32 protein-coding genes and 1 pseudogene are annotated in these 25,340 nt (G+C 62.7%); 11 read left to right on the top strand and 22 right to left on the bottom strand.

Features of this window, described 5'->3' with window-relative positions:
* Window positions 1-79: 79 nt before the first annotated feature.
* From EOB59_RS06985 to EOB59_RS06970, 4 genes are read right to left on the bottom strand one after another with little or no spacing between them, the layout of a single operon-like run.
* On the bottom strand, window positions 80-1,069 hold the full coding sequence (locus tag EOB59_RS06985; RefSeq protein WP_128288033.1) for an MDR family oxidoreductase: 990 nt from the start codon (window positions 1,067-1,069) through the stop codon (window positions 80-82).
* Window positions 1,070-1,126: 57 nt separating this feature from the next.
* Window positions 1,127-1,615, bottom strand: coding sequence for a signal peptidase II (gene lspA / locus EOB59_RS06980; protein WP_127269341.1), 489 nt, complete (start codon window positions 1,613-1,615; stop codon window positions 1,127-1,129).
* A 13-nt stretch (window positions 1,616-1,628) separates the two neighbouring features.
* Window positions 1,629-2,486 (bottom strand): RNA methyltransferase, encoded by an 858-nt coding sequence (locus tag EOB59_RS06975; RefSeq protein WP_013529576.1) that lies wholly within the window; start codon window positions 2,484-2,486, stop codon window positions 1,629-1,631.
* Window positions 2,483-3,577, bottom strand: coding sequence for a class I SAM-dependent rRNA methyltransferase (locus EOB59_RS06970; RefSeq protein ID WP_128288032.1), 1,095 nt, complete (start codon window positions 3,575-3,577; stop codon window positions 2,483-2,485). The genes EOB59_RS06975 and EOB59_RS06970 overlap by 4 nt, the downstream gene beginning before the upstream one ends.
* 135 nt (window positions 3,578-3,712) lie before the next feature.
* Between EOB59_RS06970 and EOB59_RS06965 the strand changes: the two are divergent.
* From EOB59_RS06965 to EOB59_RS06955, 3 genes and pseudogenes are all read left to right on the top strand, one after another.
* Window positions 3,713-4,406 (top strand): annotated as a pseudogene (locus EOB59_RS06965) (YafY family protein).
* Window positions 4,407-4,477: 71 nt separating this feature from the next.
* Entirely contained in the window at window positions 4,478-4,873 is a 396-nt protein-coding gene (locus tag EOB59_RS06960) for a VOC family protein (RefSeq protein WP_128288031.1), read from the top strand.
* Window positions 4,870-5,307 (top strand): EVE domain-containing protein, encoded by a 438-nt coding sequence (locus EOB59_RS06955; RefSeq protein ID WP_128288030.1) that lies wholly within the window; start codon window positions 4,870-4,872, stop codon window positions 5,305-5,307. Before EOB59_RS06960 ends, EOB59_RS06955 begins: the two co-directional genes overlap by 4 nt.
* Here the strand turns inward: EOB59_RS06955 and EOB59_RS06950 are convergent.
* From EOB59_RS06950 to sppA, 4 genes are all read right to left on the bottom strand, one after another.
* Entirely contained in the window at window positions 5,304-6,269 is a 966-nt protein-coding gene (locus EOB59_RS06950) for an ornithine cyclodeaminase family protein (protein ID WP_128288029.1), read from the bottom strand. The two genes, EOB59_RS06955 and EOB59_RS06950, sit on opposite strands and share 4 nt — an antisense overlap.
* A 37-nt stretch (window positions 6,270-6,306) precedes the next feature.
* Window positions 6,307-6,675, bottom strand: coding sequence for a LapA family protein (locus tag EOB59_RS06945; RefSeq protein ID WP_128288028.1), 369 nt, complete (start codon window positions 6,673-6,675; stop codon window positions 6,307-6,309).
* Between the two features lie 57 nt (window positions 6,676-6,732).
* Window positions 6,733-7,017 (bottom strand): integration host factor subunit beta, encoded by a 285-nt coding sequence (locus tag EOB59_RS06940; protein WP_006200394.1) that lies wholly within the window; start codon window positions 7,015-7,017, stop codon window positions 6,733-6,735.
* A gap of 82 nt (window positions 7,018-7,099) precedes the next feature.
* On the bottom strand, window positions 7,100-8,056 hold the full coding sequence (gene sppA, locus EOB59_RS06935; protein WP_128288027.1) for a signal peptide peptidase SppA: 957 nt from the start codon (window positions 8,054-8,056) through the stop codon (window positions 7,100-7,102).
* 402 nt (window positions 8,057-8,458) lie between these two features.
* On the opposite strand from sppA, the gene lptC reads away from it, so the two are divergent.
* The 6 genes from lptC (at window position 8,459) to ptsN (ending at window position 13,825) form a co-directional block, all read left to right on the top strand.
* Window positions 8,459-9,172 carry an LPS export ABC transporter periplasmic protein LptC gene (gene lptC / locus EOB59_RS06930; protein ID WP_127809316.1) on the top strand — a complete coding sequence of 238 codons (714 nt, stop codon included), beginning with the start codon at window positions 8,459-8,461 and terminating at the stop codon, window positions 9,170-9,172.
* Entirely contained in the window at window positions 9,159-9,740 is a 582-nt protein-coding gene (locus EOB59_RS06925) for an LptA/OstA family protein (protein ID WP_023812537.1), read from the top strand. Before lptC ends, EOB59_RS06925 begins: the two co-directional genes overlap by 14 nt.
* Window positions 9,740-10,558: an LPS export ABC transporter ATP-binding protein gene (lptB, locus tag EOB59_RS06920; RefSeq protein ID WP_128288026.1), complete on the top strand. Its 819-nt coding sequence runs from the start codon at window positions 9,740-9,742 to the stop codon at window positions 10,556-10,558. Before EOB59_RS06925 ends, lptB begins: the two co-directional genes overlap by 1 nt.
* 324 nt (window positions 10,559-10,882) lie before the next feature.
* Window positions 10,883-12,409, top strand: a complete 1,527-nt coding sequence (gene rpoN / locus EOB59_RS06910) for an RNA polymerase factor sigma-54 (protein ID WP_128288025.1) — start codon at window positions 10,883-10,885, stop codon at window positions 12,407-12,409.
* A gap of 264 nt (window positions 12,410-12,673) precedes the next feature.
* A complete protein-coding gene (gene raiA, locus EOB59_RS06905; protein ID WP_128288024.1) occupies window positions 12,674-13,258 on the top strand; it encodes a ribosome-associated translation inhibitor RaiA in 585 nt (194 codons plus the stop codon).
* A gap of 102 nt (window positions 13,259-13,360) precedes the next feature.
* The gene (ptsN, locus tag EOB59_RS06900) at window positions 13,361-13,825 is read left to right on the top strand and encodes a PTS IIA-like nitrogen regulatory protein PtsN (protein WP_013529589.1); all 465 of its coding nucleotides are present in this window, start codon (window positions 13,361-13,363) and stop codon (window positions 13,823-13,825) included.
* A gap of 66 nt (window positions 13,826-13,891) precedes the next feature.
* On the opposite strand, the gene EOB59_RS06895 is transcribed toward ptsN, so the two are convergent.
* Complete coding sequence (locus tag EOB59_RS06895; protein WP_023760740.1) at window positions 13,892-14,146, bottom strand: DUF1150 family protein; 255 nt, start codon at window positions 14,144-14,146, stop codon at window positions 13,892-13,894.
* Window positions 14,147-14,267: 121 nt separating this feature from the next.
* Window positions 14,268-14,693: an Hsp20 family protein gene (locus EOB59_RS06890; RefSeq protein WP_023760739.1), complete on the bottom strand. Its 426-nt coding sequence runs from the start codon at window positions 14,691-14,693 to the stop codon at window positions 14,268-14,270.
* A gap of 315 nt (window positions 14,694-15,008) precedes the next feature.
* Between EOB59_RS06890 and EOB59_RS06885 the strand changes: the two genes are divergently transcribed.
* On the top strand, window positions 15,009-15,953 hold the full coding sequence (locus EOB59_RS06885) for a nucleoside hydrolase (protein WP_128288023.1): 945 nt from the start codon (window positions 15,009-15,011) through the stop codon (window positions 15,951-15,953).
* A 36-nt stretch (window positions 15,954-15,989) separates the two neighbouring features.
* Here EOB59_RS06885 and EOB59_RS06880 read toward each other — a convergent pair whose 3' ends face one another.
* The 11 genes from EOB59_RS06880 to EOB59_RS06830 form a co-directional block, all read right to left on the bottom strand.
* Complete coding sequence (locus EOB59_RS06880; protein WP_128288022.1) at window positions 15,990-16,367, bottom strand: hypothetical protein; 378 nt, start codon at window positions 16,365-16,367, stop codon at window positions 15,990-15,992.
* Window positions 16,368-16,370: 3 nt separating this feature from the next.
* Window positions 16,371-16,673 (bottom strand): hypothetical protein, encoded by a 303-nt coding sequence (locus tag EOB59_RS06875; RefSeq protein ID WP_245486555.1) that lies wholly within the window; start codon window positions 16,671-16,673, stop codon window positions 16,371-16,373.
* Between the two features lie 120 nt (window positions 16,674-16,793).
* Window positions 16,794-17,408, bottom strand: coding sequence for a LysE family translocator (locus EOB59_RS06870; RefSeq protein ID WP_128288021.1), 615 nt, complete (start codon window positions 17,406-17,408; stop codon window positions 16,794-16,796).
* Between the two features lie 113 nt (window positions 17,409-17,521).
* The gene (locus tag EOB59_RS06865; RefSeq protein WP_128288020.1) at window positions 17,522-18,973 is read right to left on the bottom strand and encodes an amidase; all 1,452 of its coding nucleotides are present in this window, start codon (window positions 18,971-18,973) and stop codon (window positions 17,522-17,524) included.
* 1 nt (window position 18,974) lies between these two features.
* Complete coding sequence (locus tag EOB59_RS06860) at window positions 18,975-19,880, bottom strand: ribokinase (protein WP_128288019.1); 906 nt, start codon at window positions 19,878-19,880, stop codon at window positions 18,975-18,977.
* Window positions 19,881-20,032: 152 nt separating this feature from the next.
* Window positions 20,033-20,515 carry a hypothetical protein gene (locus EOB59_RS06855; RefSeq protein WP_164895597.1) on the bottom strand — a complete coding sequence of 161 codons (483 nt, stop codon included), beginning with the start codon at window positions 20,513-20,515 and terminating at the stop codon, window positions 20,033-20,035.
* A complete protein-coding gene (locus tag EOB59_RS06850; protein WP_127809322.1) occupies window positions 20,490-21,002 on the bottom strand; it encodes a hypothetical protein in 513 nt (170 codons plus the stop codon). The genes EOB59_RS06855 and EOB59_RS06850 overlap by 26 nt, the downstream gene beginning before the upstream one ends.
* Window positions 20,969-21,361 carry a hypothetical protein gene (locus EOB59_RS06845; RefSeq protein WP_127322477.1) on the bottom strand — a complete coding sequence of 131 codons (393 nt, stop codon included), beginning with the start codon at window positions 21,359-21,361 and terminating at the stop codon, window positions 20,969-20,971. The genes EOB59_RS06850 and EOB59_RS06845 overlap by 34 nt, the downstream gene beginning before the upstream one ends.
* A gap of 21 nt (window positions 21,362-21,382) precedes the next feature.
* Entirely contained in the window at window positions 21,383-21,853 is a 471-nt protein-coding gene (locus tag EOB59_RS06840) for a hypothetical protein (protein ID WP_127809323.1), read from the bottom strand.
* A 221-nt stretch (window positions 21,854-22,074) separates the two neighbouring features.
* Window positions 22,075-22,950: a bifunctional helix-turn-helix domain-containing protein/methylated-DNA--[protein]-cysteine S-methyltransferase gene (locus tag EOB59_RS06835; RefSeq protein ID WP_127809324.1), complete on the bottom strand. Its 876-nt coding sequence runs from the start codon at window positions 22,948-22,950 to the stop codon at window positions 22,075-22,077.
* A gap of 123 nt (window positions 22,951-23,073) precedes the next feature.
* A complete protein-coding gene (locus tag EOB59_RS06830; RefSeq protein ID WP_127397029.1) occupies window positions 23,074-23,568 on the bottom strand; it encodes a DUF2244 domain-containing protein in 495 nt (164 codons plus the stop codon).
* 22 nt (window positions 23,569-23,590) lie between these two features.
* Here EOB59_RS06830 and nth point away from each other — a divergent pair, with 22 nt between their 5' ends.
* The gene (nth, locus tag EOB59_RS06825; protein WP_127397028.1) at window positions 23,591-24,415 is read left to right on the top strand and encodes an endonuclease III; all 825 of its coding nucleotides are present in this window, start codon (window positions 23,591-23,593) and stop codon (window positions 24,413-24,415) included.
* Between the two features lies 1 nt (window position 24,416).
* Here nth and EOB59_RS36035 read toward each other — a convergent pair.
* Window positions 24,417-25,340: tripartite tricarboxylate transporter permease (locus EOB59_RS36035; protein WP_245486554.1), on the bottom strand; the 924-nt coding region annotated here is incomplete at its 5' end.

Raw genomic sequence — 25,340 nt, 5'->3', positions numbered from 1 at the left:
GGATGAGCGCTTTTTGCCGAGGCGCGGCGGGTTTGCCACCAGATCTGGCGATTCCATCCCTTCCGGCAGTTGGGCGGAGTCACATATCCACGACGACGCGGCCGCGGATCTTGCCGTCGACGATGTCGCGCGCGGCATCGACGATGCCGTCGAATCCGATGGTGCTGGACAGGCTGGTGAGCTTCCGCAGATCGAGGTCGGTGCCGATGCGGCGCCATGCCTCGAGGCGGACTGCTTTCGGCGCCATCACTGAATCGATGCCGAGCAATGAGACGCCGCGCAGGATGAAGGGCGCGACGCTGGTCGGCAGGTCCATGCCGCCGGCTAGGCCGCAGGCGGCGACCGCACCGCCATAGGAGGTCATCGACAGCACATTGGCCAGCGTGTGGCTACCGACTGCGTCGATGCCGCCGGCCCAGCGCTCCTTGGCCAGCGGCTTGGCCGGCTGGGCAAGCTCGTCGCGCGATATCACTTCGGCGGCGCCAAGGTCGATCAGAAAGGGGCTTTCGGCATTGCGGCCGGTGGAAGCAATGACATGGTAGCCGAGGCTGGACAGGATCGAGACCGCTACCGAGCCGACGCCGCCGGCCGCCCCCGTCACCACCACCGGGCCGCGATCGGGCAGGATGCCGTGCCGTTCCAGGGCCATGACGCAGAGCATGGCGGTGTAGCCTGCGGTGCCGACGGCCATCGCGTCATGCGGGCTGATGCCTTGCGGCAGCGGCACCAGCCAGTCGCCCTTGACGCGGGCACGGCCTGCATAGGCGCCGAAATGGGTTTCGCCGACGCCCCAGCCGTTCAGAATGACCTTGTCTCCGGTGCGCCAGTCGGGATGCGAGGACGAGACGACGGTGCCGGCGAAATCGATGCCCGGCACCAGCGGCCAGTGGCGGATCACCGGCGCCTTGCCCGTGATCGCCAGGCCATCCTTGTAGTTCACCGTCGTTGCCTCGATCGCGACGGTGACATCGCCTTCCATCAGGTCGGCCTCGGTGAGATCGGTTACGTTGACCGACTGCTTTTTCTCGGCGTCACGCGAAACGAGGATGGCTTTGAAGGTTTCGGACATGTCTTTCTCCGAGATCTTGTTTGGCGACATGAACTGTGCGGCGATGGCCGCACGGGGTCAATCCTTGGAAGGCCTGGCTTTGGGTTCGCGTCCCCAGCCGAACAGCTCGTCGAAGACGACCAGTGCCGCGCCCACCGAAATGAAGGCGTCGGCAAGGTTGAAGACGGCGAAGGACCACACCGGCGTGTGGAACAGGATGTAGTCGATGACGTGGCCGTAGACGGCGCGGTCGATCAGATTGCCCAGAGCGCCACCGACGATCAGCGCAAAGCCGGTGCGGGCAAGGATCTGGGACGGCGCGATCCGCGTCGCCAGAAACAGCACGAAGGCAACGACGACAAGCGAGATGACGATCAACCCGGTGTCGCCGAAGGACGAGAACATCGAGAAGGCGATGCCGGTGTTGTAGGTGCGGAACAGCGCCAGGAAGGGCAGCAGATCAACCTTCTCCTGAAAAGGCAGATCGGCCTCGACCAGGTATTTTATCCACTGGTCGAGCGCGATGGCCGCGACGACGAGCAGTGCGTAGGGAGACCATGATCTCACGGGCGGGCAACCTTCATTGCTGGTCCAGGATTGGCTCGAGCTTGAGCGCGCCGCGCCGAATCTCGAACAGCATGATGCCGGTGGCAACGGCCAGATTGAGCGAATCGGCACGACCGGCTTGCGGAATCCTGAGCAGCCTGTCGCAGCTCGCAGCCAGGCTTTCGGGCAGTCCCTGCTGCTCGTTGCCCATCATCAGCAGCACGGGCCCGCGTGAAAAATCGACCGAGCGGTAGTCGACGGCGCCTTTCAGGTGGGTGCCAGCGACGAGCCCTGAGAAGCCGCCTCGCCAGGCAAGGAAAGCCTCGGTTGTCGCCTTGGCCACCGGCACGGCAAAGATCGAACCCATGGTGGCGCGCACCGTTTCCACGGAGAACGGATCAGTGGTATCGCCGACCAGGATGACGCCTTTGGCGCCGACGGCATCGACGGTGCGGATGACGGTGCCGAGATTGCCGGGGTCGCGCACCCGGTCGAGCGCCACCCAGACGTCGCCATTGTCGGCGCGGACATCCTTCAAGGCGAGGAATTTTTGGGAAAAGACGCCCACCACCATTTGGGGATTGTCGCGACGGGTGATGGCCACCAGCACCTTTTCCGACACTTCGAGCACCATGCCGCCGGCGGCAACCGTGCGTGCGGCCACCTTCTCCACCGCCGCGTTGCCACGCCCGGCCTTGGCGAAAACCAATGTCCTGATCTGCCAGCCGAGATCGAGCGCATCGATAACCAGCTTCAACCCTTCGGCCATGAAGGCGTTCTGCTGGTCGCGGAATTTCTTCTGAGCGAGCGCCTTGATGTCCTTGACCAGCGGATTGGCGAGGCTGGTGACCTCCTTCACCTGGCCAGGTGCGCCTGCATGCCGCTCGTTCATTCAGCCACCCAACGCGAAAACAATGAAGTCGAGAGCGCCCGGCCGGCGGACTTTTCACGGATGATCAGCTCACCCGATTCAATCTTGCCGCCCATGCCGGCAAAGGTATCGCGCATCAGGGCGTGGATGGCGAAGAAGGAGGCGCGGATCGAATAGGCGGTCAGCACCACGGCAAGCGGCTTCGGCGTCAGGATCGCCCGGCAGAGATCGGTCAAATCGGGCAGGTCCTCGAACAATTGCCAGACCTCGCCCTTGGGGCCACGGCCATAGGCCGGCGGGTCGAACAGGATGATGTCGTAGCGGCTGCCGCGGCGCTCCTCGCGCTCGGCGAATTTGACCGCGTCGTCGACGATCCAGCGGATCGGCTTGCTGCCGAGGCCGGCCATCTCCTGGTTTTCACGGGCCCAGCCGATCGCTTTCTTCGAGGCATCGACATGGGTGACCTCGGCGCCGGCGCGAGCCGCCACCAATGAGGCGAGACCGGTATAGCCGAACAGGTTCAGCACCTTGACCGGCCGCTTCGCCGCCGCGATCAGCCCGGCCATGTGATCCCAATGGGAGGCCTGCTCGGGAAAGACGCCGACATGACGAAACGAGGTGAAACGGCCGAGATAGTCGATGCCGTCATGCTTCATCGGCCAGGTCTCGCCGAGCGGCAGCTTGGGAAAACGCCAGCGGCCGATACCCTCCTCGTCGGTGTCGCCGGTGAAGACGGCGTCGGCGCGCTCCCATTCCTTTGTCGGCAAGGCCTTTTGCCAGATCGCCTGGCCCTCGGGCCGCACGATACGGTAGGGGCCATATTGTTCGAGCTTTTGGCCGGTGCCGCTGTCGAGCAGCGCATAATCGGCATTGGGCGCCACTTCCAGGATCACGGGAAGATGTTCGGCGGGCAGAGCGCCTTCGCGGCGGGCCAGGATGCGCGGCGCCGAGTTCGGTTCGGAACGACTTTCCGTCTTCGCCTCATGGCGCTCGCGCGGTGGCGCTTCCGGTCTGGCGGGAGCCTGGCCGGGACGCGGACGTGACACGTCCGCCGCACCCTTCGCGGATGGATGTGGACGGTTGTCGCGGCGTTTGTCGCGAAAAGACTTCAAGCGGGGGCAACTCCGAACGGCGTGGCCGCTTTTGACATAGGGCAACCGGCTTCGCAACCAAGTCCGACAGGTCGGCCTCTCCGGTTCAGGTTGGCCGCGATGGACCAATGTCAAAGAAACAGGCAAATCTACCGGATGTCCCGCTCCGAACGCCTGCTCGACCTGATCCAGTGCCTGCGCCGGCATCGCCGGCCCGTGAGCGGACAGGCGCTGGCCGATGAACTCGGGATTTCGATTCGCCACACTCTACCGCGACATCGCCACGCTGCAGGGCCAGGGCGCGCCGATCGAGGGCGAGGCGGGTGTCGGTTATGTGCTCAAGCCCGGCTTCATGCTGCCGCCGCTGATGTTCAGCGACGAGGAGATCGAAGCCATCGTGCTCGGCTCGCGCTGGGTCGCCAAGCAGCCGGACCAGCGTCTCTCGGCCGCCGCTGCCAACGCGTTGGCCAAGATCGCGGCTGTCCTGCCGGACGATCTGCGCGAGGATCTCGACTCGAGCACACTGCTGGTCGGCCCTCCCGCCGCAGTCATCGAAAGCATCGATCTTGGTCTGGTGCGGCAGGCCATCCGCAACGAGCGCAAGCTTGGCTTTCTCTACCGCGACGCCGGCGGCGCTGCGTCCGAGTGTGTCGTGTGGCCATTTGCGCTGGGCTTCTTCGACAAGGTGCGGGTGGTGGTGGCGTGGTGCGAGATGCGGCACGATTTCCGGCATTTTCGCGCCGATCGCATCGCCGAGCTCCAAGCGACAAACACGCGCTATCCGCGCCGTCGCCAGGCGCTGCTCAAGGAGTGGCGGGCAACGCTCGACAAGCCGCGTGGTTCGAGATGACTGCTGCCATGATCTGACAGTAGCTCATCTTATGGTCGCCAAGTCGAAGCACCGAACCTTGGAGAGCAGATATGGCCACCCCGAATTTCATCATCCTCTATGTCGACCAGCCGCTTGAGAGCGGCGCCTTCTACAGCGCGCTGCTCGGCCGTGAGCCGGTCGAAAGTTCGCCGACCTTCGTGCTGTTCGTGCTCGATGCCGGCTTCAAGTTCGGCCTGTGGTCGCGCCATACGGTGGAGCCGGCAGCTGCCACGTCAGGCGGTGGCGCCGAAATCGTGTTTGCGATGGATACGCCCGACGCGGTCGATGCCGCCCATGCCGACTGGTCCGGGCGCGGGCTGACAATTCTGCAGACCCCGACCGACATGGATTTCGGCCGTACTTTTGTCGCGCTCGATCCCGACAATCATCGCCTGCGCGTCTATTGGCTGTCCGATGGCGAACAGGCCAATGGTAACCAGAAATGAGCGCGTACTGGATCGCCGTGGCGTCGGCCGAACATGTCCGGCGGGGTCGCGCAGCCGGCTTCATGCAGGTCAACCACGGCAAGGCGGCACCGCTGCGTCGCGTCAAGCCAGGCGATGGCATCGTCTACTACTCGCCGAACACTCTTTTGGGCGAGAAAGATGGCCTGCGGGCCTTCACCGCGATCGGCATCGTGCGGGAAGGCGAGCCCTATCAGGGCGATATGGGCGCCGGCTTCACACCCTTCCGCCGCGATGTGGCGTGGGCCAAGGCCGAGGAAGCGCCGATCAAGCCGCTGCTCGACAGGCTGGACTTCACCATGGCCAAGTCGAACTGGGGTTATCAGCTTCGCTTTGGCCTTTTCGAAATCGGGGATCACGATTTTCGTGTGATCGCCGACGCGATGAGCGCCAAAATGGCTGTACCGGCGAACTAGGCCGTGAGCGCCTTGTAGACGGCAATGCCGGCGGCAAGATCCTCGAGCGCTGCGCCGACCGACTTGAACAGCGTGATCTCACCGGCGCTCTCGCGACCCTTCTTCTGGCCGCGCGCCAATTCGTGCAGATCGGCGACGATGGTTTCCGGCTTCAGCACGCCGGAGGCCAGCGGCTGGACGATGTCGCCGGCTTCCTTGGTGGCGCCGGCGCGGGTGTCGACATAGACGCGGGCGAGCCTGATCGCGTCGTCGTCGCTCTCGCGCATCGTCGGCGTAAAGCCTCCGACCAGGTCGACATGGGTTCCCGGCTGCAACAGCGCACCCTTGATCAGCGGCGTCGGCGTGATCGTCGCCGAGGAGACGATGTCGGCCTGCCCAAGCTCGGCATCGAGATCGCTCGCCGCGCTGGCTGCAAAACCCTCGGCGCGCAGATCGGCCGCGACCTTCTCGGCATTGGCCGGGGTGCGGTTCCAGATGCGGATGGTCTTGATCGGCCGTACGGCCGAGTGCGCCTTGGCGAGGAAGGGCGACAGCGCGCCGGCGCCGACCACCAGCAGCCGCGAGGCATCGTCGCGGGCGAGATAGGAGGCCGCAAGCGCCGAAGCACAGGCGGTGCGCCACTGTGTCAGCCGCTGGCCGTCGATCAAGGCCTCAGGTTCGCCGGTGGCGCCATTGAGCAGGAGATAGAGCCCCATCACCGCCGGCTTGCCGATGGCATTGTTGTCGGGGGACACGGTGACGATCTTGACGCCTATGTGACCGCCGGCCGATGTGCCCGCCGCGTTGAGATCGGTCCAGGCCGGCATCAAAAGCAGTGTGGAGGCGGCACCATCTGGCCGCTCGATCGTATGATGATGCCTGACCGGCTGCACCGCACCGTCGCGGAACGCCGTGCGCAGCGTCTCGACCAATCCGGGAAAGCTCAGGGCATGGTCGACCTCTGCGGCCGAAATGGTCAGCATGTAAAACTCCGTGGGGACAAAACCGCCGACGGGCGGCTCAAGCGGTCGGCTTCGGCAACGCGGACCCTTGGGCCACCCCCTGGGCCGATCCCTGGACCGGGCTTTGCGGTACCGCCGGCGCACGACTGACCGCCTGGCGCAGGTTCTCGGCTTCGACGCCGCGCTGGCGCGCCAGCTTGCGATAGCGGCCCTGCTTGACCCAGGTTGCCAGGCTGCCGACGATCATGCCGATGGCGAGTGCCAGGAACAGGAAGATGAACAGCGGCAAGGTCAGGGTCAGCTTCGGATTGCCGGGGTTGAACGGATCCAGCGTGAAGGCGACCAGTTCGCGGTTGGCAACGGCGAGTGCGATCAGGATGACCGCCAGGGGCACGAAGATCGCGATGAGGATGAAGCGATTGAACATGATGTTTTCCGTCGGAAGCTGGCCTGTCCGAAAGGCCGTCAGGCGCTGACGTCGCGCCTACTTGCCGCCGTTCAGCCTTTCACGCAGTTCCTTGCCGGTCTTGAAGAACGGCACCCATTTCTCCTCGACCTCGACGGATTCGCCGGTGCGCGGATTGCGGCCGGTGCGGGCGGGACGATTTTTCACCGAAAAAGCGCCGAAGCCACGCAACTCGACCCGGTTGCCTTCGGCAAGGGCGTCGGTGATTTCATCGAAGATGGCGCCGACGATGTTTTCGACGTCGCGCAGGAAAAGATGCGGATTGCGCGTGGCAATAATCTGCACAAGTTCGGACTTGATCATGAGACGGGTCCCCGTGAAAGCAGTGCGGTCAAATTTATGAGGATGATTTTATTTGCTTTTTTCACTTGCCCCAAACGGCATCTCAAGGGTGCCAGACGGAAACGAGACCGTCAAGAAACAAGCGGTCGGCTCCGAGTTCATGGATGACGTCGCCACTGTAGGCGGGCAGGCCGAGCGCACTGCCGATGGTTTGCGCCATCGCTTTTGAGAACAGGAAGCCGCCGCGCCGTTCGGTATCCTCCCACTCGATGACCTTGAGCTTGGCATCGACGCCCTTGGTGGCCAGCCAGTCGACCGCTACGGCCTCGCCGCCGACGGCGTCGATCAGCCCGTTGGCAACGCCCTGGCGCCCGGTGAATATCGAGCCGTCGGCAAGCGCCAGCGCTTGTTCGCGGGTCATCTTGCGGCGTTCGGCGACGATGTCGACGAACCAGTTATAACTGTCGAGGATGAGCTTGCGGACCATGGCGCGTTCGTCGTCATTGGTCGGCTTGAAGGGAGAGGGTGCGGCCTTCAGCGGCGAGGATTTCACCTCCTCCAGCTTGACGCCGAGTTTGTCCATCAGGCCGCTGACGTCGGGATACTGGATCAGCACGCCGATCGAGCCGACGATAGAGGTCTTGCGGGCAACGATGTGATCGGCGGCACTGGCGATCATATAGCCCGCCGATGCGGCGAGCGTGCCGACTTCCGCCACCACCGGCTTGTCGGCGGCCAGCTTGCGCACTTCTTCATAGATCGATTCACCACCGACGGTGGTGCCGCCAGGCGAATCGATCGACAGGATCACGCCTTTCACCTTCGATGAAAGACGGATGGTTTCCAGCCGCTTGATCAGTTCCTCGTCCTCGGTGATCGTGCCTTCGATCTTGACCTTGGCAATATGGTCGACCGTCGAGCCGCCGAAATCGTCGCCATAGAACCAGGTTGAAAGCGCAATCACCCCAAGGGCTACGATGCCTATGGCGACGACGCGCCAGAATGTCAGCTTGCGCCGCAAACGGCGGCGGTCGATCAGGTCGTCGGCTCTCAGTGCCATGGTCAGCCTTTCAGTCGGCGGGAAGAGACGCTTTTAGACCATGATCCTCCCATCTGGAAGCAGTTCTCTTTTGCGTATGGCGAGACAAGTCAGCACCTGGACGTGAGGTAGCCATCCCCGTCGACAGTCGGTCAGCCTCGGCTAGGCGCTCTACAAGTATTGGTCTGCTCACATGTTTGTGCAATCGCCCCAGGTCGGCGACGAGACCGACGGCGGATAAATTTTACGCCGCGTGTCTGTTTCTGCTATGGAGAACACGCAGTTGTGCGGACCTCGTTTTCGTCTGTACAAAGGCGGCTGTCACATTTTTGCAGTTTTCGTGGGCTTGTGCTTGCTTGAAAGCGCCGGCGTCCCACCTATAGGCGGTGCTCAAGGGTGGGCAGGGTTAGAAGAAAGCAGTGAATGTTAGCGCGACCGATTGAACCGACCAACGCCGAGGCGGTGTTGGCTCCCCCGGCGGACGGCCGGACGCGCGGCGACGCTTTCGACCGTGCACAGCGTCATTCGCGCCGCGTGCGCGTTCTCAAATTTGCCGTGCCGGTGGCCGCGGCCCTGATAGCGGTCGCTTTCCCGGTCTATTCCTATCTCGCCGCACCCGTCGCCGTGAAGGTTCAGGCGGAAGGCACCGCCTTTTCCAACGGCAAGCTGGTGATGGCCAATCCCAAGCTCAACGGTTTCACCAAGCAGAAGCAGCCTTATTCGATGACGGCGCTGCGTGCCATTCAGGATGTCAGCACGCAAGGTATCATCGAGCTGGAAGGCATCGACGCCAAGGTGCCGATCGCGCCCGACAATGTGGCGGCGGTCAAGGCCTCGCACGGCACCTACGATCGCGACGGCAATACGATGAACTTGACCAGCGACGTGACGATCACCACGACCGACGGCATGCAGGCCAAGTTCAAATCGGTCTTCCTCGACATGGGCAAAGGCACTATGAAGACGGGAGATCCCGTCGATGTCAGCCGTGGCGGGTCGCGGATCACAGCGGATACGATGTCGGTCCAGGACAATGGCAAGGTTCTGGTTTTCGAGAACAAAGTGCGCGTCAACATCGATTCCTCCGCCTTGAAGGCGGCACAGGGAAACAGCGGAGAGACCAATGCGGCTCAGTAGTTCGACGCGGCTCGCGGCTGCAACTTCAGCGTTGCTGCTGCTCGGACTCGTGCCGTCATGGGCGCAGACGACCAGTCAATCAGGCCTCAAACTGTCCGGCGACAAGCCGATTCAGATCGAGAGCGACAAGCTGGAAGTCCGCCAGGCCGACAGTGTCGCCATCTTCACGGGCAATGTCAGCGTCGTCCAGGGGCCGACATTGATGAAGGCCGGCAAGATGACGGTCTATTACGTCAAGGACCCCAACGCCGCTGCCAAGGGCACGGAGGCCGCGGGTGCGGCGATGACGGGCTCGGCCAACATCGATCACCTGGAGATCTCCGACAAGGTTTACATCAAGTCGGATGCGCAGGTCGCGACAGGCGATCAAGGCAGCTTCGATATGAAGAGCCAGGTGCTGGTGCTTTCGGGCAAAAAGGTCGTTCTGTCGCAAAACGACAACGTTCTGGTGGGCTGCAAGCTTACCGTGCAGATGAAAAGCGGGCTGGCTCAGGTGGATCCATGCGCTGGGCAACGCGTCCAGATGTCGATCACCCCGCCGCCGAAATCGGGAGCGACGAACCCCTGATGGCCAGCCTGTCGTCGCTGACGGCGCGTCTTCCGGGACGGGCCGCCGGCAAGCTTTCGGCGCCGGCCACGGTGACCGTCGATGCGGGAAAGTTCAAGGGAACCCTGATCGCCAAGGGGCTGACCAAGAGCTACAAGGGCCGCAAGGTCGTCAGCGGCGTCACCATCGGCGTGCGCGCTGGCGAGGCCGTTGGGCTGCTCGGCCCCAACGGCGCCGGCAAGACGACCTGTTTCTACATGGTTACCGGCCTCGTGCCGGTGGATGAAGGCACGATCGAGATCGACGGCTTCGATGTCACGTCGATGCCGATGTACCGTCGCGCACGCCTCGGCATCGGCTATCTGCCGCAGGAAGCGTCGATCTTCCGCGGCCTCAATGTCGAGCAGAATATCCGCGCGGTGCTGGAAGTGGTCGAAAAGGACCGCAAGGTGCGCGATCGCAATCTCGACGAACTGCTCGAGGAATTCCACATCAGCCATCTGCGCAAGGCGCCATCCATGTCGCTTTCGGGCGGCGAGCGGCGACGCCTGGAAATCGCGCGAGCGCTGGCGACGCGTCCGGCTTACATGCTGCTCGACGAGCCTTTCGCAGGCATCGATCCGATCGCCGTCGCCGATATCCAGCAACTGGTGCGCCACCTGACGGCGCGCGGCATCGGCGTCCTCATCACCGATCACAATGTGCGCGAAACGCTCGGCCTCATCGACCGCGCCTACATCATCCATGCCGGCCAAGTGCTGACCCATGGAAGGGCCGACGAGGTGGTGGCAAACCCCGATGTGCGGCGACTTTACCTCGGCGAGGGTTTTACGCTCTGAACGGTTCGTCGTTTCACGGAAAACGCCAATCCACTCCGTCTTTTCGTCTTGACGCAATTCCCAAGGGAAAGCGCCATGCGCTTTTCCCGGGAAAGCCGTCTCTCACTTTTCCTGGAATTGCTCTGAGCGTGAAATTTGTTTCCTGACACGATTTTTACGGTTCGCGCGGCGCTTTTTTCTCGATTTTGCTCCGGGATAACGCTCCGGTAAGCGCGTTTTGCTACCAATTGCCTTGACAAGCAAAAGCCGGGCCAGTTTTATGGCCGGCTGCAAAATTCTTGCCCGGAAGTCGGGATGCGTAGACGAGGCGTTTGAAACCGAACCATGGCGTTGGCGGCCAAACTACAGCTACGACAATCGCAGTCGCTGGTGATGACGCCGCAGCTGATGCAGTCGATTCGGCTGCTGCAGTTCACCCATGTCGAGCTTGAGCATTTCATCGACGATGAAATCGAGCGCAATCCGCTGCTGGAGCGCGCCGAGCCGCAGGACGATGCCGCCAGCGACCAGGCGCAGAAGATCGAGGCGGAGCCGCAAGCCACCGCCGAAGGCGACTGGTTCGAAAACGAGACGCAGTGGAGCGCCGAGGCGATCTCGGACAAGCTCGACACGTCGCTGGAAAACCTGTTCCCCGACGACCCGGGCACCAGCGAGCGGCTCGGTCCCGACCTGACGGCACAATGGAAATCGGCTTCGGGCAATGGCGCGGGTTCCTCATCCGAGTGGTTTGATGCGGGCGATATGGCGACTGCTGCGATCACGCTGCGCGACCATGTCGGTGAACAGGTGGCACTAGCCTTCACTGACCCGGCTGCACGGCTGATCGCCGCCGAACTCGCCGACGGCCTTGACGAGACCGGCTATCTGCGTGCCGACCTGGCCGAGATCGCCGCTCGTCTCGGTGCGGATGCCGCTGCCGTGGCGAAGGTGCTGGCGGTGTGTCAGACCTTCGAGCCGGCTGGCCTGTTTGCCCGCGACCTGGCCGAATGCCTGTCGCTGCAACTTGCGGTGCGCAACCGGCTCGATCCGGCGATGAAGGCGCTGGTCGCCAATCTCGAACTCCTGGCACGACGTGATTTTCATGCATTGAAACGGATATGCGGTGTCGACGAGGAGGATCTGCTCGACATGCTGGCGGAGATCCGGGCGCTCGATCCCCGGCCGGGCATGGCGTTTTCGGGCGGCGCCAGCGACGCGATCGTCGCCGATGTCGAGGTGCGCGCGGCCAATGACGGCAGCTGGACGGTCGAACTCAATGCCGAAACGCTGCCGCGGGTCTTGGTCGACCATATCTATTTCGCCCAGGTCTCACCGCAGGCCAAGAACCAGGCGGAAAAGGATTTTCTGGCCGAATGCCTGCAGAATGCAAACTGGCTGACGCGCAGCCTCGACCAGCGGGCAAAGACCATCCTCAAGGTCGCCTCGGAAATCGTTCGCCAGCAGGATGCCTTCCTCGTCCATGGCGTGCGGCAGCTGAAGCCGCTCAATCTGCGCACGGTGGCCGACGCCATCGGCATGCACGAATCGACGGTCAGCCGGGTCACAGCCAACAAGTACATGCTGACGCCGCGCGGCGTGTTCGAGCTTCGCTACTTCTTCACCGCCTCGATCGCCGCGTCGGGCGGCGGCGATGCGCATTCCTCGGAAGCGGTGCGTGACCGCATCAGGCAGTTGATCGACGAGGAAAAACCCGTCGACGTGCTTTCCGACGACGCAATCGTCGACATGTTGCGTGAAAATGGCGTCGACATTGCAAGGCGTACGGTCGCCAAGTACCGGGAAGGCATGAATATCCCCTCTTCGGTGCAGCGCCGACGCGAGAAACGGGCGATGGCCAGCGCCGGGCGCTGAGGCGGGTCGATTTCCACAGGCCGGCACTTCATTGACAAGCCGCGGTGAAGTGGCTAGAAGCCCGCCCGCATGAGAAGGGCTAGAAGCCTGCATGCGGATGGTCCGTCACGACGTTGGCCTCGGGACGGTCAAAGGGCGGCTTGTGATCAACCGGAAAGTTTGGATTTAAAATCGGCGCAAGTGACGCCGCAAAGCTTGTGCGCACGGATCACGAGTATAAACTCGGGCCAGTTTGAAGCCTGAGCAAGGAAGGTCAGTTTTCAGATGAATCTGCGCATATCGGGAAAACACATGGACATCGGCGATGCGTTTCGGACACGCATCAATGATCGCGTCGGCGAAGCGATCGGCAAATATTTCGATCGCGGCTTTGCCGGACATGTCACGGTCATCAAATCGGGCTCGCGCTATTCGGCGGACTGCATGATCCGGCTGGATTCCGGCGCTTCGCTGCAGGCCACCGGCGATGCCCAGGATCCGACGCTTGCCTTCGAGGCGGCGGCGGACCGTCTGGAAACCCGCCTGAGGCGCTACAAGCGCAGGCTGAAATCGCACAATTCGGGCGCCGCCAACGGCCTGCCGACCGACATCGCCTACACGGTGATGGCGCCGCTTGCCGATGACGACGAGGACATTCCGGAGAATTTCGCGCCCGCCATCGTCGCCGAATCAACCATGACGCTGAAGACCATGTCGGTGGCATCGGCGGTCATAGAGCTCGACACCAAGGACAGCCCGGTCTTTGTCTTCCGCAATGCGGGAACCGACCATCTCAACATCGTCTATCGCCGACCCGATGGAAATATCGGCTGGATCGACCCGTCGACGACCAAGGTCGCGCAAGCGTGACGACAAAGGTCGCACGGTGACGACAAGGGTCGCACGGCAATAAGAGCCGGCCGCACGAGGGGTGGGGACTGGTGACGGCAGGCGAACAAGGGATTTTCTAGCATGGATCTGAGCGATCTTATCAACGTTCCGGCGATACTGCCGGCGTTGAAGGCGAACTCCAAGAAGCAGCTGCTGCAACTGCTGTCCGAACGGGCAGCGGCGATTTCCGGCATTCCGGAGCGGGAGGTGTTCGACACCATCCTGCAGCGTGAGCGCCTGGGTTCGACCGGCGTCGGCAACGGCATCGCCATTCCGCACGGCAAGCTGGCCGGCGTGAAGCGCATCGCAGGTGTTTTCGCCCGGCTGGAGACGCCTGTCGATTTCGAATCGCTGGACGATCAGCCCGTCGATCTGGTGTTTCTGCTGCTGGCGCCGGAAGGGGCGGGCGCCGACCACCTCAAGGCACTGTCGCGCATCGCGCGGGTCCTGCGCGATGCCGACACGGTGGCCAAGATCAGGGGTACGCGCGACGCCGCCGCTATCCACGCGCTTTTGTCGGACACCCAGGCTTCGCACGCGGCCTGAATTTCGAGAATGATATCGCTAAAGGGCCGCCATGGGCGGCCCTTTCCGTTTCAGCCGGAATCGCTGTCAATGAATGGCGACGGTGGTCAGGTCGTTTTCCATGGCGCCGGCCAGAGCGCGGTCACGCGCATCGGAAAGCAGGATCGGCTGGCCATTGGCGGCAAACAAGGCCCACAGTTCCATGCCGGGGGCGATTTCGCCGAGATTGGGGAAACGGCCGAGCAATTCGTCGCTCGAGACCTTTCTGAGATAAGCGACCGAGCCTTCGCCGAGATGAGCGAATTCGCCATTGGTCATGGTGATGTTTTCAGTTCTGGTCATTTCAAAGCCTCCTTGGCGCGAGGACGCCGCTCAAGGCCATCCCGCATGAGAGCCATTTCAATTTGCTGCATCGTGCTTTCGGAAAGTCGGAGCCGATTTCCGGCCGATGCAGTGGTAAAGATCAGTCTTTCACCGATATGTTTATTTTCCGTACCAGCCGTTCGGACTCCGGCCGATCGAGGTCGATCGACAAAAGACCGTTCTTCAACTCCGCCGCGATCACCCGCATGCCGTCGGCCAGCACGAAACAGCGCTGGAACTGGCGCGCGGCGATGCCGCGATGAAGAAATTCGCGCTCGGTGTCGTCGGTCTGACGGCCGCGCACGACCAACTGGTTTTCCTCCGTGGTGACATCGAGATCGCTTTCGGCGAAACCGGCGACCGCCAATGTAATGCGCAACCTTTCGGTCTTGCCGTCGGCGCCGCTGAGGCGTTCGATGTTGTAGGGAGGGTAGCTGTCGCCGGATTTCGCCAGGCGTTCCAGGGTCTTTTCCATGGCGTCGAAACCAAGGAGAAGCGGGCTGGAAAAGGGCGTCATTCGGCTCATGTTACACTGTCCTCTCAAGAGCGACATAAAGTGGAAAAACCCAGATGGCATTTTTCCCGATGGCCTTGATATGGTCCGCCCCGCGACCAAGTTCAAGCCGTCAACAGACCCGCCCAAAAAGACCAGGCGTGGACTCACAGGAATGACCGACATGGCGCTTGAAACGGCGAGCAGATGCAAGGAGAAGCGCGCAGGTCGGGGATTGTCTTCCCCGGTCGAGCGGTTCGACATGGCAGCTCGCGACCGCTTCGGCGTCATTTGGATGTTTCGATCGGATCGGTTCAAGCCCACGACCTCGCCAAACAAGGAATTGAAATGCCCCAATCACGCAAGATCATCATCGACACGGATCCCGGTCAGGATGATGCCGTCGCCATATTGCTGGCGCTCGGCAGCTCCGAACTGGAGATCGTCGGCATATCAGCCGTTGCCGGAAACGTGCCGCTGAAGCTTACCGAAAAGAATGCCCGCAAGATCTGCGAGTTGGCTGGCCGTCCGGACATCAAGGTCTATGCCGGCGCCATCCGGCCCCTGATGCGCGAACTGGTCACCGCGGAGGAAGTGCATGGCAAGACCGGTCTCAACGGACCGCAATTGCCAGAACCGACGATGAAACTGCAGGACCAGTACGCGGTCGATTTCATCGTCGAGACGCTGATGAGCGAAGAAAGCGGCACGATCACGCTTTGTGCGCTCGGCCCGCTCACCAACATTGCGCTGGCGCTGATCCGCGAGCCGCGCATCGCACCGCGCATCAAGGAGATCGTGCTGATGGGCGGCGGCTTCTTCGAGGGCGGCAATGTCACCCCGACCGCCGAATTCAACATCTATGTCGATCCGCAGGCCGCCGATGTCGTGTTCAAATCCGGTATTCCGATCGTGATGATGCCCCTCGACGTCACCCATAAGGCGCTGACCACCGCCAAGCGCACGCAAACCTTCCGCGCGCTCGGCACCAAGGTCGGCACCGCCACCGCCGAGATGCTGGAATTCTTCGAGCGCTTCGACGAGGAGAAATACGGCACCGACGGCGGCCCGCTGCACGACCCCTGCGTCATCGCCTATCTGTTGAAGCCTGACCTGTTCAAGGGCCGCAACTGCAACGTCAGCGTGGAAACCGCCTCGGAACTGACCATGGGCATGACAGTGATCGACTGGTGGGGCGTCACCAAGCGGCCAAAGAACGCCATGGTGATGCGCGACATCGACCATGACGGATTTTTCGCATTGCTGCTGGAGAGGCTGGGGCGGCTTAACTGATCGTCAGAACAGAACTGAACTTGTGAGCACGCGTCTTCACCGATTGAGAAACCGAAAGGTGTCTCCGCCGCGCTTATGATGTTGCCGCTCGATGGGGATGACCGAACCGACGAGGTGCGGCATCCCCACTTCATCGTCGATGGATGTCACCGCGTTGCTGCCATCAAGGCGGACGTCGTATGTGTAATACAGCCCACGCCCGGCGGCCATCTTCGGATTGATGGGCATTAACCTGACATACTCGACGGTGCCCATCACACGCTGAGTTGCCACAACCGGATTGTCCTGTTTCATCGCAATTGGGATCAGCGCCGCCAGAGGCAGTGTGCAGAAGAAAGTGACACCAATAACCGCATCGCGGTATTCTGCCTGAAACAGAAGCAGGCGGTTTTTGAGAGAAAATGCTGTCGCCATGGTTCAATTCACGAATCGGTAGAAAACGAAGCCATTGTCGCGCGTGACGCGTTCAATGCTTGTGCGCGAGCCGATCAGATGCGGGCGACCGTCATCGATAAGGACAGACGAACCGTTCTCGATAGAAACCAGATATATGCCGCGGCCATGGTCCAACTGGACACTTTCGACGTTTGCTTCGAATGTGTCGACCGATCGGATCGGGCTGGCGTCGTTGGCCCATTTATTTGCCGCCGACATGATCATAATCGCAAAGCACCGATAAAGAGTATCACGCCAGGCGCGTTCCTCTTCAAACCATTCCAAGTCCAAAAGACAGACATGAGTCCCTCAACACATATTCATGTGGTGGTGAGAGAGCACACTTTCAATCTGTTGCCATTCCAAGGCGCTGCAACTCTTTTCGTCCCGGCTCTCGGCGAGCTGTTACTTCGCCTTAGAAAACGCCAGCCACAGACCGCCGCCGACCATGAAGCTGCCGCTGATCCTCGACAGGAGTTTGATGCGGCCGGCCGACAGCAGGCGCCCGGCGCGGCCGGCGGCCAGCGCGTAGGTCGAATCAGAAAAAGCGGCGAAGATCATCGCGGTCAGGCCCATGATGGCGATCTGCAGCGAATAATTGCCTTGCGGCGAAATGAACTGCGGAAAGAAGGCGCCGAAGAAAATCAGCGTCTTGGGATTGCTGAGCGCCACCAGCAAGCCCTGCAGGAAGAAGCCGCCGCGTGGCTTTCTCGCTGTTCCATCGGGATTCAACGTGCCCTTGGAACGGAACATCTGCACACCCATCCAGATCAGATAGGCGGCGCCGATCAGCCTGACCCACTCGAACCAGTGGCCCATGCCTGCGATCAGCGTGTTGAGGCCGATGCCGACGATGGCGATCATCACGGCAAGCCCGGCCTGCGTGCCGGCGACATTGGCGAGGCCGGCGCGGGAGCCATGGCGAATGCTGTTGGCGATGATCAGCGTGACCGTTGGGCCGGGCACCAGGATGATGACGATGCAAGCCAGGACATAGGCGGCGTAGAGTTCGAGCGACATGACTTTTCCCCAGGAATGCCGCCGATGCGGCGCAACCGATGATAATCATGCATAGCAGCGATAGCGTTGCAAGCCGGTGCGCGAAGCGTGGGGACCAGGCCAGTGGATCCGGCTCAGGCGCCGGCTTGCCACGGCAGCGTCGCCTCATAAGCGGCCGCCGCCTTCAGCACGGCAAGATCGCCGCGTGGCCGGCCGATCAGCTGCATGCCCATCGGCCGCCCTCTATCGTCGAAGCCGACCGGCACGTTGGCCGCCGGGCAGCCGCCCAAGGTCGCGAAGGCGGAAACCTGCATCCAGCGGTGATAGCTGTCCATTGCGCGTCCGGCGACCTCACGCGGCCAATGCGTATCGACATCGAAGGGGAAGACCTGCGCGGTCGGCAGCGCGACGAGATCATAGCGGTCGAAGATCGACAGCAGCGTGCGATGCCAGGATGTACGGGTCACGGAGGCGGCGCGGATCTGCGGCGCCGTCAGCCGCATGGCGTTCTCCACTTCCCAGATGGCTTCCGGCTTGAGCAGGCGGCGCTTCGCGGGATCGTCATAGTGGGTCTTGAGCGCACAGCCGCTGCTGGCCTGGCGCAGCGTCACGAAGGCCTGCCACAGCGCTTCGAAATCGAAATCCGGCAGCAGGGGTTCGCTAGGGAAGGATGCATCCGCAAAGCGGCCAAGTGCTGCCTCGCACAGTCCGAGGATGCCGGGTTCGACCGGCAGATGACCGCCGAGGTCACCGAGCCAGGCGATGCGGCCAGCAGTTGCCGGTATTCCAAGCCCTTCGAGGAACGAGCCGGGTTTCTCGTAGGACAATGGCGCGTGCGGGTGGTAACCGGCCTGCACATCGAGCAGCAGTGCCATGTCACGGACGTTGCGGCCCATCGGCCCGTCGACGCCCATCTGCGCATGAAAGATCTCTAAATCATGTCCGCCGGGAACAAGTCCTTGCGACGGGCGGAAGCCAAAAACATTGTTCCAGGCGGCCGGGTTGCGCAGCGAGCCGCCGAAGTCGCTGCCATCGGCGACGGGCACCATGTCGAGCGCCAGGGCCACCGCCGCGCCGCCGCTCGAGCCGCCGGCGGTCAGGGCCGGATCGAAGGCGTTCAGCGTCGGCCCGAACACGGCGTTGTAGGTGTTGGAGCCGAGCCCGAATTCGGGGACGTTGGTCTTTCCGATGATGATGGCGCCGGCATTGCGAATGCGCTCGACGAAGAAATCGTCTTCCTGCGGCACGAAATCGGCGAAGATCGGCGAGCCGAAGGAGGTCCGAAGGCCCGTCGTCGAGGCGAGATCCTTGATGGCGATCGGCATGCCGAAGAGCGGACCTGCCGCTTCGGCCCGCGACAGGCTGGCATCGGCCGCATCGGCGTCGCGCAGGATATCGGCGCGATCGCGCAAGGAGACGATGGCGTTGACCAGCGGATTGACCGCCTCGATGCGATCGAGGAATGCCGCCACCACCTCGCGCACGGAAAGCTCTCTCTCCCGGATCGCGCCGGCGAGTTCGACCGCGGACAGGCGGCAGATGTCGCTTGCCGGCTGCACGGCATGTTTCGTTTGAGGACGCAGCATTTTAATGGGTTTCCTGCAGCGCCTGATCGACGTCTTTGGCGAGCGGGATCGCCGGTTGGGCGCCAGGCTTCAGGCAGGCCAGCGAACCGGCCGCGCCAGCGCGCGCCAGCGCCTGTTCGAGCGTGAGGCCCGACGACAGGCTGGCGGCGAAATAGCCGCAGAACGTATCACCGGCGCCGACCGTGTCGACAGGGGTGATCTTGCGTGCCGGAACGGTGAGGAATTCGCTCGGCGTTGCCGCCATCACGCCGTCGCCGCCGAGCGTGACGACGACGGTGCGGCCGGTCTTTCCGGCAAAGTCGCGCATACGGGCCGCCCGGTCGCGGCCTTGCAGCGACAGCGCTTCGCCATAGAGGTCGAACTCGGTTTCGTTCGCGACGACATAGTCCGCCTTGCCGAGAAAGCCGGCTGCCTGCCCCTGGAAAGGCGCCGTGTTGAGCACGGTGATGGCGCCGGCCGCCCTTGCCTGGTCGAGGGCGGCATCGACGGTGGCCAGCGGAATCTCGTTTTGCAGCAGCACGACGTCGCCTTTTTTCAGAAAGGCCTTGGAGAGATCGCCTGGTACCACGGAAGCGTTGGCGCCCGGCACCACGGCGATGATGTTCTCGCCGTCGTCGGCGACCATGATCAGTGCCGTGCCGGTCGAGGCGTGAGTCTCGGCAACGCCGGACAGGTCGACCTTGCCGTCGCGCAGCAATGCCAGTGCCTCGGCTGCGAAGCTGTCCCTGCCGACGGCGCCGACCATGCGCACCGAGGCGCCGGCGCGTGCGGCGGCCAGTGCCTGGTTGGCGCCCTTGCCCCCGGGTGCGGTGGTGAAAGCCGAGCCGCCCACCGTCTCGCCGGGGCTCGGCAAGCGGTCGACCTTGGCGATAAGGTCGAGGTTGATCGAGCCGATGACGATAATCAAGCAGGGCCTCCTGGCAACGCAGATTCAAAATGTCGGAGCGTCTTCGTGCGTCCGGGCGGACGCAGATCGTTCCGATTGCGTGGAAGCTAACCTGTATGGCCGCGGCTTGCCAGACCACGCGCATGGTCCAGTCCGATTTGAGGCGTTGTGGCCTATTCGCAGCGCACGGTGACCGTGCCCTGATAGTTGCCGGCGGGAAAGATGCCGCTCGACTTGGTGGCGGTGAGGTCGACCTGCATCGCGTGGGTGCCGTTGGCAACCCTCTGCGGCACACTTCCGTTGACATCGACCCCCGAGCCATCGAGGCGGAAGACTGAAGCGAAGGTCACGTTGGTACCGCCGCCGCTCGGTGCGGAGGAGAATGCGGCAGGCGCCGGCGCCGAAACCGAATAGCAGTCAAGCAAGTTAAGTATCGAGCACAACAGGGAACTTGCCACCACGGTGGCGCTGGCGCTCGATCCGCCTGCCTGTTTAGAGCCCAGTATGTTGATGGCGGGATTGGCCTTCATCGTTCCGGACGCCCCGACCATGATGGTGCAGGTGCCGATGATCGCTGCCTGCACCGGAAGGCAGGAACCGGCAAGTGCAGCCATCGCAAACAGCGCGCGGCTACTGCTTCTTCTTTTTCTTGCCATCGCCATTTCCGGTCCTGATGCTCCAGCCTTCGTTGGCCCACCCCGGTGATGCGGCTGCGGGAGCGGTGGCGGCTACGCTGGCCGTCTGGCCGTCGGCGCCGAGGCCCATTTTGAGAAGTTTCAGTTCCAGATGCAGGCGCTCGACCTCAAGCTCGTAGAGGCGGCTGCAATCGACGCGCTTCGGCGTACGCCCGATCGGGATCACCACCCGGCCGTAAGTGGCGACATCATTGTCGGACTGGCTGTTGCCTCTGATAACGCCGAGATCGACATAGGCCCCGGAGCCGGAGACGGCGGAACGGCATGTGGTGCCGTCCGCGGCACGGACCTCGTCCTGGCCCTGAGGCAAGGTGACACCGGGCAGGTTGAAGCCGCTCTCATTCTGGTTGAGGTTATAGACGTCCTCGGCCCCGGCCGGCGAGGCACCCGCCCAAGCAGCCGCGAGCGCCAGTGTCAGGACTTGCGGCGCCCGAAGAACTTTCCGCATATCTGTGCCCTTATCTGCGTTTGTTGATTGGGAAAGGGAATGCTTTCGGTACAGATACGCACTTTACGCTCGCCGGCGCCATCAAAGGGCACGACCACAAGGACAGAACGGGAAGCCTGGGAAGCCAGCTGGAAGACATTTGGAGAGATTCTGGCATCTACCGGCTGAAAATCCTGATCGTAGACGTGGATTTCGACCCGGATCTTCCTGTCGTAGGGATTGGCAGGGAAGATGCGGACCGCGAAGACGTCGGTGAAGCTGTTGATCTCGCCACGCATCGGCGACATCGATTGTGCCTTGACGGCAATGGGCGCCAATCCGATGGCCAGTGCCGTCGCCAGGATTCGAACATGTTTCAACGACCCCTCCTTCGCTGCGCGTCATTCGCAGCGCAGCGTTACCGTTGCCTGATAATTGCCGTTGGCGAAGCGATTGCTGCCGCCTTTGATTCCGGCGAGGTGAACCGAGACGAGATCGGCGCCGGGTGTGGTGATGCTGGTTGCCGAGCCGGTCTCGACGATGGCATGCGCGCCGGTGGCGGAGTAGGTCGGCGTCCAGGTCGTCGACGTGCTGTCTGCCGATGGCACCGTCATGGTGGTGACCGGATCGACGCTGAGCGACACACCTCCGGTCGTCGTCAGCGTCACGGTCCCAGCCGAGCCGCCGCTGTTGTGGGAACTGAGGGACTGGAGATCGGGACTGGCCGTCATCGTGCCGTTGGTGGCAACGACAAGCGTGCAGGTGGGCGCGATCGTGCCATTGAAGATGACATTCTGCGTCGCGGCCAACGCGGCCTCGTCGATGCTGGCAACCAGCAGAGCTGCGCCGCAGGCGGCGCGAAACAATGTCATCGGGACCTCCTATCAAGCCGGATCGTCCGGATTAATATGAGGGCATCATCACTTTATCGTGGTTAATTTAGAGTTACCTAAAATAACGGCTTAAAATAACAATTACAGGAACCGGAGGTTGCTCTCGGTTGCAAAGGCGGAAACCACAGTGGAAATTGCGCTTATACTTAATAACGCCGATATACCTATGTTTTTCTTCAAAATTTCGAGAAAAATCGATATTACGATACCTGCCCGGCTTCCCAGCCCAGAATGGCGCGCTTGCGGGTCAGGCCCCAGTGATAGCCGGTGAGGTCGCCTGATTTACCGATGGCGCGGTGACAAGGCACCACGAAAGAGAGCGGATTGGCGCCGTTGGCCGCACCGACCGCACGGCTGGCGGACGGTGCGCCGATGCTGGCCGCGATCGAGGAATAGGTGCGGGCCTTACCCATCGGGATCTTGAGCAGCGCCTCCCAGACGCGAACCTGGAAGTCGGTGCCGATCATGACGACATGCAGCGGCTGGTCGGGGCGCCACAACGTTGGGTCGAAGATACGGGCGGCATAGGGACCGGTAGCAGTCATGTCCTCGACGTAGACGGCGTTCGGCCAGCGGCTGGACATGTCGGCGAAGGCGGCGCGTTCCTCGCCGGGGTCGCTGAAGGCCAGGCCTGCAAGCCCGCGCTCGGTGGCCATGATCAGGGCGGTGCCGAACGGCGAGGAATGGAAGCCGTAGCGGATGGCGAGCCCGGCGCCGCGTGTCTTGTAGTCGCCCGGCGACATCGCCTCATGCGTGACGAACAGGTCATGCAGCCTGCCCGGGCCGGACATGCCCAGTTCGAACGAGGTCTCGAGCAGCGGCATGCCGGAATCGAGCAACCTGCGCGCATGGTCCAGCGTCACCGCCTGCAGGAAGGCTTTGGGCGACAGGCCGGCCCAGCGGGTGAAGAGTTTTTGCAAGCCGGTCGGCGTCTCGCCGACCTCCTCGGCCAGCTCTTCAAGGGAAGGCTGGTCACGATAGTCGAGACTGATCTTCTCGATGGCACGGCGCACGATCTCGTAGTCGCTGCCTTCAGGCGTGATATCCTTTTTGAGGACCGCGGTGTGTGTGCTCATGGAACTGTCTCCTTGAGCCGGAATATCGCCCCTCGGGGCGTCGATCGCCACCCGAAACTTGCCTTCCTGCGGCGCATACCCAGATGGACACGGAATTCGAGCCCAGGAACCGCTCGTGCAGGCTCAGCGTGCCTTGGCGGTCGCCAGCGCCCGCGAAAAGGCGGTGGCAAAGCTCTCGCGGGAATCGGGGTCCAGGAACGATCCGATCGGCACGTTCTGCCCTTGGCCTTCCACCGTCATCCCTGTGATGCCGATCTCGGCGTGACGGGCCACCGAAAACCGCGCCCAGAACGGATTGAAGCGATGCGCTTCCGATTTCCCCGAGGGGGCGGTCTTGCGGATGTCGAGGCTGGTGCGCGAGACCGAGACTTCCTCGCGTGCGCGAGCGGCACGATAGTTGATGCGAAAGGCGATGTAGACGGCGACCACGTCGAGGCCGAAGAAGCCGAACACCGGCCAGGCGCCGCGCGACAGGAAAAACGCGCCTGTCACCAGCCAGCCGAACAGCAGCGCGCCCATCAGGATGAAGAAGCCCGTCCGGCCCAGCGACCGGTGCGGGGTCAGTAGCGCCTGAAAGAATGGCTCGTCGGCCTGAAACGAGGCGTTTGTGTCGCTCATGGCGGGATATTATAGGAGGGAAATGGCGAGCCCCAAGTCCAAAGATTCTTCCATGTCCAAAAAAGAGCTGTTGCCCGCACGGCGCGATGGGTCGAACGCCAAGCCACGCCCGCGGCCGGTGCGGCGCACCTCGCGCTACAGCCCGGCCGAAGTGCACGAGATATTCCGGCGCTTTTCCGTCCAGAGGCCCGAGCCGAAGGGCGAACTCGAACATGTCAACGCCTTCACGCTGCTGGTGGCGGTGGTGCTGTCGGCGCAAGCGACGGATGCCGGCGTCAACAAGGCGACGCGGGCGCTGTTCAAGGCCGCCGATACGCCTCACAAGATGCTGCCGCTGGGGGAGGCAAGGGTCGGCGAATATATCCGCACCATCGGGCTGTGGCGCAACAAGGCGAAGAATGTGATTGCTCTGTCGCAGGCGCTGATCCGCGACCATGGCGGCGAGGTACCCGACAGTCGCGATGAATTGGTCAAGCTGCCCGGGGTCGGGCGCAAGACTGCCAATGTCGTGCTCAACATGGCCTTCGGCCAGCACACGATGGCTGTCGACACGCATATTTTCCGCATCGGCAACCGGCTCGGGCTGGCGCCCGGCAAGACGCCGGAACAGGTCGAGCAAGGATTGTTGAAGATCATTCCGGACGAATATATGCGCCATGCACATCACTGGCTGATCCTGCATGGCCGCTACGTCTGCAAGGCGCGCAAGCCGGATTGCCCGGCCTGCGTCATCGCCGACATCTGCAAGGCCGAGGTCAAGACGACCGATGTGCCGGCACCGCTGGTGCCGATCGCACCGCTCGACCCTGTCGAAGAGATTCAGGACCGAAGCGGAGCGACGGCGTAATTCAACTCTCCTCCACAAACACCTCTTCGCGCTTTTTCTTGACCGCCGGCAGGAAGACGATGACGAGCACGGCGAGCGCGATGAGCAGCAGGCCGGCGCTGATCGGTCTGGTCACGAAGGTGCTCGGGTCGCCGCGCGAGAGGATCATGGCGCGGCGCAGGTTTTCCTCGAGCAGCGGGCCGAGCACGAAGCCGAGCAGCAGCGGCGCCGGTTCGCAGCGCAGCTTGGTCAGGAGATAGCCGAGGAAGCCGAAGAAGGCGACGGCATAGAGGTCGTAGACGTTGCTGTTGACGCTGTAGACGCCGATCGAGCAGAACGCCATGATGATCGGGAAAAGCACGTAATAGGGGATCGTCAGCAGCTTCACCCAAAGCCCGATCAGCGGCAGGTTGAGGACGATCAGCATCAGATTGCCGATCCACATCGAGGCGATTATACCCCAGAACAGCGCCGGCTGTTCGGTAGCGACATTGGGGCCGGGCACGATGCCCTGGATGATCATGGCGCCGATCATCAGCGCCATGACCGGGTTGGCTGGAATGCCGAGCGTCAGCATCGGGATGAAGGAGGTCTGCGCACCGGCATTGTTGGCCGATTCCGGTCCGGCGACGCCTTCGATGGCGCCCTTGCCGAACTCCTGCGGGTTTTTCGAGACGCGTTTTTCGACCGTGTAGGACGCAAAAGCTGCCAGGATCGCGCCGCCTCCCGGCAGGATGCCGAGCGCCGAACCGATGATCGTTCCGCGCACGATGGGCGCTGCCATGCGCCGAAAGTCCTCGCGGGTCGGCATAAGGCCCGTGACCTTGCGGATCATCACGGAGCGCTCATCCTCGTTTTCGAGGTTGCGCAGGATCTCGGCGACGCCAAAGACGCCGACCGCCACCGCAACGAAATTCAAGCCGTCGGCATATTCCCGGATTCCAAG

The organism is Mesorhizobium sp. M7A.F.Ca.MR.176.00.0.0 (assembly GCF_004023165.1).
Classification (GTDB): domain Bacteria; phylum Pseudomonadota; class Alphaproteobacteria; order Rhizobiales; family Rhizobiaceae; genus Mesorhizobium.
Note: the sequence above shows the minus strand (reverse complement) of the source record. Positions and strands in the feature narration are given on the sequence as shown.

What these genes read in the sequence shown, in the direction of transcription:
- lptC (WP_127809316.1), top strand. Translation starts at nt 8,459, where the DNA reads ATGTTAGCGCGACCGATTGAACCGACCAACGCCGAGGCGGTGTTGGCT.
- EOB59_RS06885 (WP_128288023.1), top strand. Translation starts at nt 15,009, where the DNA reads ATGCCCCAATCACGCAAGATCATCATCGACACGGATCCCGGTCAGGAT.
- ptsN (WP_013529589.1), top strand. Translation starts at nt 13,361, where the DNA reads ATGGATCTGAGCGATCTTATCAACGTTCCGGCGATACTGCCGGCGTTG.
- EOB59_RS06950 (WP_128288029.1), bottom strand. Translation starts at nt 6,269, where the DNA reads ATGCTGACCATTTCGGCCGCAGAGGTCGACCATGCCCTGAGCTTTCCC.
- EOB59_RS06835 (WP_127809324.1), bottom strand. Translation starts at nt 22,950, where the DNA reads ATGAGCACACACACCGCGGTCCTCAAAAAGGATATCACGCCTGAAGGC.
- EOB59_RS06870 (WP_128288021.1), bottom strand. Translation starts at nt 17,408, where the DNA reads ATGTCGCTCGAACTCTACGCCGCCTATGTCCTGGCTTGCATCGTCATC.
- EOB59_RS06895 (WP_023760740.1), bottom strand. Translation starts at nt 14,146, where the DNA reads ATGACCAGAACTGAAAACATCACCATGACCAATGGCGAATTCGCTCAT.
- EOB59_RS06865 (WP_128288020.1), bottom strand. Translation starts at nt 18,973, where the DNA reads ATGCTGCGTCCTCAAACGAAACATGCCGTGCAGCCGGCAAGCGACATC.
- EOB59_RS06840 (WP_127809323.1), bottom strand. Translation starts at nt 21,853, where the DNA reads ATGACATTGTTTCGCGCCGCCTGCGGCGCAGCTCTGCTGGTTGCCAGC.
- EOB59_RS06955 (WP_128288030.1), top strand. Translation starts at nt 4,870, where the DNA reads ATGAGCGCGTACTGGATCGCCGTGGCGTCGGCCGAACATGTCCGGCGG.
- EOB59_RS06945 (WP_128288028.1), bottom strand. Translation starts at nt 6,675, where the DNA reads ATGTTCAATCGCTTCATCCTCATCGCGATCTTCGTGCCCCTGGCGGTC.
- rpoN (WP_128288025.1), top strand. Translation starts at nt 10,883, where the DNA reads ATGGCGTTGGCGGCCAAACTACAGCTACGACAATCGCAGTCGCTGGTG.
- EOB59_RS06925 (WP_023812537.1), top strand. Translation starts at nt 9,159, where the DNA reads ATGCGGCTCAGTAGTTCGACGCGGCTCGCGGCTGCAACTTCAGCGTTG.
- sppA (WP_128288027.1), bottom strand. Translation starts at nt 8,056, where the DNA reads ATGGCACTGAGAGCCGACGACCTGATCGACCGCCGCCGTTTGCGGCGC.
- EOB59_RS06960 (WP_128288031.1), top strand. Translation starts at nt 4,478, where the DNA reads ATGGCCACCCCGAATTTCATCATCCTCTATGTCGACCAGCCGCTTGAG.
- EOB59_RS06940 (WP_006200394.1), bottom strand. Translation starts at nt 7,017, where the DNA reads ATGATCAAGTCCGAACTTGTGCAGATTATTGCCACGCGCAATCCGCAT.
- EOB59_RS06855 (WP_164895597.1), bottom strand. Translation starts at nt 20,515, where the DNA reads ATGGCAAGAAAAAGAAGAAGCAGTAGCCGCGCGCTGTTTGCGATGGCT.
- raiA (WP_128288024.1), top strand. Translation starts at nt 12,674, where the DNA reads ATGAATCTGCGCATATCGGGAAAACACATGGACATCGGCGATGCGTTT.
- EOB59_RS06830 (WP_127397029.1), bottom strand. Translation starts at nt 23,568, where the DNA reads ATGAGCGACACAAACGCCTCGTTTCAGGCCGACGAGCCATTCTTTCAG.
- lptB (WP_128288026.1), top strand. Translation starts at nt 9,740, where the DNA reads ATGGCCAGCCTGTCGTCGCTGACGGCGCGTCTTCCGGGACGGGCCGCC.
- nth (WP_127397028.1), top strand. Translation starts at nt 23,591, where the DNA reads ATGGCGAGCCCCAAGTCCAAAGATTCTTCCATGTCCAAAAAAGAGCTG.
- EOB59_RS06975 (WP_013529576.1), bottom strand. Translation starts at nt 2,486, where the DNA reads ATGAACGAGCGGCATGCAGGCGCACCTGGCCAGGTGAAGGAGGTCACC.
- EOB59_RS06985 (WP_128288033.1), bottom strand. Translation starts at nt 1,069, where the DNA reads ATGTCCGAAACCTTCAAAGCCATCCTCGTTTCGCGTGACGCCGAGAAA.
- EOB59_RS06850 (WP_127809322.1), bottom strand. Translation starts at nt 21,002, where the DNA reads ATGCGGAAAGTTCTTCGGGCGCCGCAAGTCCTGACACTGGCGCTCGCG.
- EOB59_RS06880 (WP_128288022.1), bottom strand. Translation starts at nt 16,367, where the DNA reads ATGGCGACAGCATTTTCTCTCAAAAACCGCCTGCTTCTGTTTCAGGCA.
- EOB59_RS06890 (WP_023760739.1), bottom strand. Translation starts at nt 14,693, where the DNA reads ATGAGCCGAATGACGCCCTTTTCCAGCCCGCTTCTCCTTGGTTTCGAC.